Annotated in this window: 7 protein-coding genes; all 7 read right to left on the bottom strand. The window is 33.4% G+C overall.

Translation table 11 applies throughout. The features are described 5' to 3' along the window. The coding region (gene purL, locus VJ881_05465; GenBank protein HKL75499.1) for a phosphoribosylformylglycinamidine synthase subunit PurL at positions 1-1081 on the bottom strand (1081 nt) is incomplete at its 3' end. Further along, a complete protein-coding gene (gene purQ / locus VJ881_05460; protein HKL75498.1) occupies positions 1071-1790 on the bottom strand; it encodes a phosphoribosylformylglycinamidine synthase subunit PurQ in 720 nt (239 codons plus the stop codon). The genes purL and purQ, both read right to left, overlap by 11 nt. Continuing rightward, positions 1790-2050: a phosphoribosylformylglycinamidine synthase subunit PurS gene (gene purS, locus VJ881_05455; GenBank protein HKL75497.1), complete on the bottom strand. Its 261-nt coding sequence runs from the start codon at positions 2048-2050 to the stop codon at positions 1790-1792. Before purS ends, purQ begins: the two co-directional genes overlap by 1 nt. 69 nt (positions 2051-2119) lie before the next feature. After that, positions 2120-2827 carry a phosphoribosylaminoimidazolesuccinocarboxamide synthase gene (purC, locus tag VJ881_05450; GenBank protein ID HKL75496.1) on the bottom strand — a complete coding sequence of 236 codons (708 nt, stop codon included), beginning with the start codon at positions 2825-2827 and terminating at the stop codon, positions 2120-2122. Positions 2828-2842: 15 nt separating this feature from the next. Further along, positions 2843-4231 (bottom strand): adenylosuccinate lyase, encoded by a 1389-nt coding sequence (purB, locus tag VJ881_05445; protein ID HKL75495.1) that lies wholly within the window; start codon positions 4229-4231, stop codon positions 2843-2845. 25 nt (positions 4232-4256) lie between these two features. Beyond that, positions 4257-4778: a 5-(carboxyamino)imidazole ribonucleotide mutase gene (gene purE / locus VJ881_05440; protein HKL75494.1), complete on the bottom strand. Its 522-nt coding sequence runs from the start codon at positions 4776-4778 to the stop codon at positions 4257-4259. Positions 4779-4803: 25 nt separating this feature from the next. Beyond that, positions 4804-5961 (bottom strand): 5-(carboxyamino)imidazole ribonucleotide synthase, encoded by a 1158-nt coding sequence (locus VJ881_05435; protein HKL75493.1) that lies wholly within the window; start codon positions 5959-5961, stop codon positions 4804-4806. Positions 5962-6093 lie beyond the last annotated feature (132 nt).

The raw sequence follows: 6093 nt of genomic DNA, 5'->3' as shown, positions 1-6093 counted from the left end.
AACTTGCTGGAACTTCTGCTACAATCTCTCCTTTATTAAAAACTCTGAGCATACCATCATCGGTTACCTTTCCAATTACAGCTGCTTTTAAGTTCCATTTATCAAAAATCTCTTTAACCAAATCTTCCTTACCTTTTCTAGGAACAACTAACATCCTCTCCTGTGATTCTGATAAAAGCACTTCATAAGGAGTCATTCCTTCTTCTCGTTTAGGTACTGAATCTATATCAAATTCGATACCGGCTCCACCACGGGAAGCCATCTCACAGGATGAACTTGTAAGTCCGGCTGCTCCCATATCCTGAATACCTACCAGTGCTCCTGTTTTTATTAGCTCAAGGGAAGCTTCCAATAATAATTTTTCCATAAATGGATCTCCTACCTGGACAGCAGGTCTATCTTCTTCAGATTCTTCAGTTAGTTCATCAGAAGCAAAACTTGCTCCCTGGATTCCATCACGACCGGTAGTAGCACCAACGACCATAACTGGATTACCTACACCTTTAGCTGTTCCAGTAGAAATATCTTCCTGGTCCATTAAACCAACACTCATCGCATTAACCAGTGGGTTTTCTTTATATGAATCTGAAAAATATACTTCTCCACCAACAGTTGGAATTCCAATACAGTTTCCATAGCCTGCTATTCCTTCAACTACACCATCAAATAAAAAACGAACATGTTCATCATCAAGTTCACCAAAACGAAGTGAGTTAAGGCTGGCAATTGGTCTTGCTCCCATTGTAAAAATATCTCTTATAATTCCGCCAACGCCGGTGGCTGCACCCTGATATGGTTCAATCGCTGAAGGGTGATTATGACTTTCTATTTTAAAAGAAATTGCCTGATTATCACCAATATCAATAATACCTGCATTTTCACCTGGGCCCTGAATAACCTGTTCTCCTGCAGTTGGAAACTTTTTTAGTACTGGTTTCGAATTTTTATAACTGCAGTGTTCAGACCACATTACTCCATACATTCCCAGTTCAGCTCTATTTGGCTCTCTTCCCAATAACTCAACTATCATTTCATACTCTGCTTTTGTTAGCCCTTCTTTTTCCCAATCTTTATGACTCAATCTTTTCACCTCTTTTATTAGAACTATTTTCTTCTAAATATTTTATAATTGAAGCAAATATCTTATATCCATCAGCTGTTTTTGATCCCAAAATTTTCTCTGCAGCTCTTTCTGGATGGGGCATAAGTCCAAATATATTTCCTTCTTTATTACAAATACCTGCTATATTATCAACTGATCCATTGGGATTTTCTTCATCATTTAGATAACGAAGTACAATCTGGTCATTTTTCTTTAAATCAACCAATCCTTTATCATCAATATAATAATTTCCTTCCCCATGAGCAACAGGCAAAATTATCTTTTCACCTTTTTGGGTTTGATTTGTAAAAGGATTTTCTCCATTGACTACCTCAAGAGCAATATCTTTACAGACAAATTTCAAATTATTATTTACCTTCATCGCTCCTGGTAGAAGTCCGGCTTCCAGTAATATTTGAAATCCATTACAGATACCCAGAACAAGGCCGCCGTTATTGGCATATTCAATCACTTTATCCATCAAAGGAGCAAAACGAGCAATTGCCCCTGATCTTAAATAATCTCCATAAGAAAATCCACCAGGTAAGATTACACAATCATAATTACTAAGTTCAACTTCATCCTCATACCAGAGCATATCGGTCTCTATTCCAAAAATATTATCTGTGACATGATAGCAGTCCTGATCACAATTAGATCCAGGAAAAGTTATTACTGCAAAGCGCATTATTTTTCCACCTCTTCAATTTGAAAACTATAATCTTCAATAACAGGATTGGCCAGAAGTCTTTGACACATTTCATCAACCTGTTTTTTAACTTCTTCTCTATTATCGATATCATCAACAGTTAATTCCATATATTTACCAACATGTACATCTGAAACATTTTTATAACCTAAGGCCTCCAATCCCGAAGAAACTGCCTGGCCCTGTGGATCAAGAATACTTTCTTTTAATTTAGTTTCAACTTTTATCTCCCACTTCATCTATATCTCTCCTTTTAATTTTTATTAAAATACGAAATCTGCCCTCTCATTTAAGAAGGCAGATATTAACTATCCTTTAATTCTTTTCATGATTTCCTGATAGGCTTCTTCTACTTCACCTAGATCTCTACGAAAACGATCTTTATCAAGTCTTTTTTGAGTTTCAATATCCCAGAGACGACAGGTATCTGGTGTAATTTCATCAGCAAGGTATATTTTTCCTTTTTCATCTTTGCCAAATTCTAACTTAAAATCAATTAAATCAATATTTTTAGCAGCTAAATATTCTTTTAGATGTTTATTTATTTTATAAGCTAATTCACTAATTTTAGTTATTTCTTCTTCAGTAGCAAGATTTTCTGCAAAAATATGATTTTTATTTAACATTGGATCTCCCAATTCATCACTTTTATAATAAAATTCTAAAATAGGTTCAGCCATTTTACTACCTTCTTCTTTTCCCAGTCTTTCAGCAAGGCTTCCAGCAGCTTTATTGCGCATAACTACTTCTACAGGAATTATTTCTAAATTTTTAATAAGCAAATCAGTTTTATTAATTTTTTTGATTAAATGAGTGGATATACCTTTTTCTTCAAGCATTTCAAAGAATATTTTTGTTAATTCAGCATTCATTTCTCCCTTTTTCTTAATCTGACCTGTTTTTTCGCCATCAAAAGCAGTAGCATCATCTTTAAATTCACAAATCAATTGATCATCTTTATAAGTTTTATATAATTTTTTTGCTTTTCCCTCATAAATCATTTTCACCTTTTTCATTAAAATACCCTCCTCTTATAAATTTAATTTACCACTCCACTTAGTAGTTATCTTTTCAGTTTTTTCTACTGCTATTCCAATATATTTCTCTGGATTTAATAAAAGTTCCCACTGTTTATCATTAAATTTATCTAAATATCTTTTTAAACTTTCTTCCTCTTTTACTAATTTTCTCAAAGGTTTTCCACTTTCCTCAGCTTTAAGAGTCAACTTTCTAACAGCTTCATGAGCATCAGGATGTCCATAAGATGCTAACAAAATATATAGTGGTTCTGCTACTACCATTTCTTTATATTTAGCAAAATTTTCAGCAATATTTTTTTGATCAACCACCAATTTTTCCGTTACCCTTATCAGCCTATTTGTTGACAACATTAAAGCAACAATTACTTCTGGAATAAATCGAGAAGAAGCAGAATTACTCAAATCACGTTGATGTTCAGAAATTTGATCCTGATATAAGGTGACCATCTGTGGCATGAATTTTTTCCACATACTTTTTACATTTTCATAATTAATTGGATTTCTTTTATGAGGCATTGTAGAAGAACCAACCTGATCTTTGGAAAAATGTTCACCAACTTCTCCTATTTCACTTCTCTGTAAATGACGCATATCATCACTGAAATTTGCAAGTACTCCAAACGTAGAAATTAAGGTGTGAACATAATCAGTAACACTTTCTGGCATTATAATCTGAGTTGAATACTCTCCTGCTTTTAAACCAAGGTGAGAAAGAACCTGTTTTTCAAAATCTTCCGGGTCATCAAAAAAGAGAGAACTGGCATTATAAGCTCCAACTGCTCCTGAAATTTTCCCTCTTAATTTAGTTGCAGAATTAGCAATAGCTTCTATTCTCTCTCCTAATCTACTCACATATTCAGCTATAGTAAATCCAAAAGTAATAGGGACTGCAGCCTGGCCATGGGTTCTTCCGATTTGCACAGTTTCTTTTTCTCTTTCTGCAATTTCAATCAACTTCTTTTCAAGACTTTTTAAGGTTGGTAAAAGCAGTCCATTGGTTGCTTCTTTTAAACGTAAAACATTAGCTGTATCGACTATATCAAAAGAAGTTGTGGTAAAATGAACATATGGTTTGGCTTCTTCACTTACCTTTTCTTGAATACAATTTACTAAGGCTCTAATATTATGTTTAGTCTTTTTTTCCTCCTGATAGACCTCTTCTGCCTCTATTTCTGAAACAGCAGATTCTACTTCATCAGCGATTTCTTTTGAACAGATTCCTCTTTCAGCAAGGGTTCTTACAAGAACCTCTTCTACTTTTGCCTGATATTTAACCTTTGCTTCCTCAGAAAAATAATCCTGATAGGCATCAAATTCATCATCTCTCAAAGAATACCTATGATCTAAGGGGCTAATATTTTCAAAAATATTACGTTCCATCTTATCTTCCTCTCTAAATTTATTATTATTTATCATATTTTTCTAGATAATCTTTATATCCCATCTTTTCTACTCTAGCTGCTGTTTTCTGTACTTCTTTTTCCATACTATCTTTATATTCTTTATATTTATTTCTCAAATCTACATTAGCAATACTTAACATTTCAATAGCAAGTAAAGCAGCATTTTTTGCTCCATTAATTGCTACTGTAGCTACTGGAACTCCACCTGGCATTTGAACTATTGAATAAAGTGAATCAAGACCACTAAGTTTAGAAGTTTTTATTGGAACTCCTATAACTGGTAAAGAAGTTATCGCTGCTACCATCCCTGGCAGATGAGCTGCTCCACCCGCTCCAGCTATAATTACATCAAAACCTTCCTCTTCTGCATTTTCAGCATAATTATATAATCTTTCTGGAGTCCTATGAGCTGAAACTACTGTTAATTCATAGTCAAGATTAAAATCATCTAAAATCTCAGCTGCTTCCTTCATAATGGGAAGGTCAGAATCACTTCCCATAATAATACCTACCTTGTTATCCATTTTTTAACCTCCTGAATATTAATTTTTATCCTTTAATATCTATTAATTCACTTGCTTTATAAGCTTTTTGGGCTGCCTCATTAAGATTATCAGCTGTAACAGTTAAATGTCCCATCTTTCTTCCAGGACGGGCCATCTTTTTATTATAAATATGAACTTTAGCACCTTTAACTTCCAGAGCTGATTCAAAACCAACAACCTTAGCTTTACCTTTCTTTCCTGAACCAAGAATATTTCTCATAACTGAAGGTTTAATTAAAGAAGGATCACCTAAGGGTAAATCAGCAATAGCTCTTATATGTTGTTCAAATTGAGAGGTAACACAACCCTCAATAGAATAGTGACCAGAATTATGAGGTCTGGGAGCTATTTCATTTACTAAAAGTTCATTATCTTCAGTAACAAACATTTCAACACAAAAAATTCCTACTCCTTCAAAAACTTCCAATACTTCTTTAGCGAAATCTTCTGCTTCATTTTTTAACTTATCAGAAATCTCTGCTGGAACTTTTGTTTCATATAATATATTATTTTTGTGGTCATTTTCTCCTATTGGATAAACCTCCATATCTCCATTAAGAGCTCTGGCAGCAATAATTGATATTTCTTTTTTAAATGGTATATATCTTTCTACCATAAGGGGTGTTTTACCAGACCCTAAATCATTAAAAGCTTCCTCAACCTTTTTTTCATCTTTTATTAAATAATTACCCTTACCATCATAACCTCCAGTACAACTTTTTAACATTAAGGGATAACCAAATTCTTTAGCTCCCTTCTTTATATCATCTAAATTATCTACTTTTTTAAAATCTGGAACTGCTATCTTATCATCTTTTAAAACTGTTTTTTGATTAAATTTGTTTTGTATAATCTCCAGACTATGAGCTGTCGGATAAATATTATATCCCTCAGCTTCCAATTCTTTTAAAATTTCTACTCCAATATGTTCAAACTCATAAGTTAAAATATCCGTTTTCTCTGCTAATTTTCTAATCGCCTGATGGTCATCAAAATCAGCTACTAGATGTTCATCAGCAATACTATCTGCCGGACATTCTTTAGTTGGATCCAAAATACTAACATAAAATCCCATTTTTTTAGCTTCCAAAATCATCATTTTACCCAATTGTCCGCCACCGATAATTCCAATTTTTTGTTTGCTTTTATCCTTTTTATTCAAATTTTTACCTCCTGCAATTACTTTTTAATAAAATAGAAAAAACCCAGACAGGAAGACTCTACTACACTAAGAGTAGAACCTCCCCGTCTGGGCTTTTATCCCTGCGGTGTGATATGTACATATCTGTATCGC

The sequence above is a fragment of the Halanaerobiales bacterium genome (assembly GCA_035270125.1).
Classification (GTDB): Bacteria; Bacillota; Halanaerobiia; order Halanaerobiales; family DATFIM01; genus DATFIM01.
The sequence above is the reverse complement of the archived record's forward strand: the minus strand, read 5'-3'. Positions and strand labels throughout refer to the sequence as shown.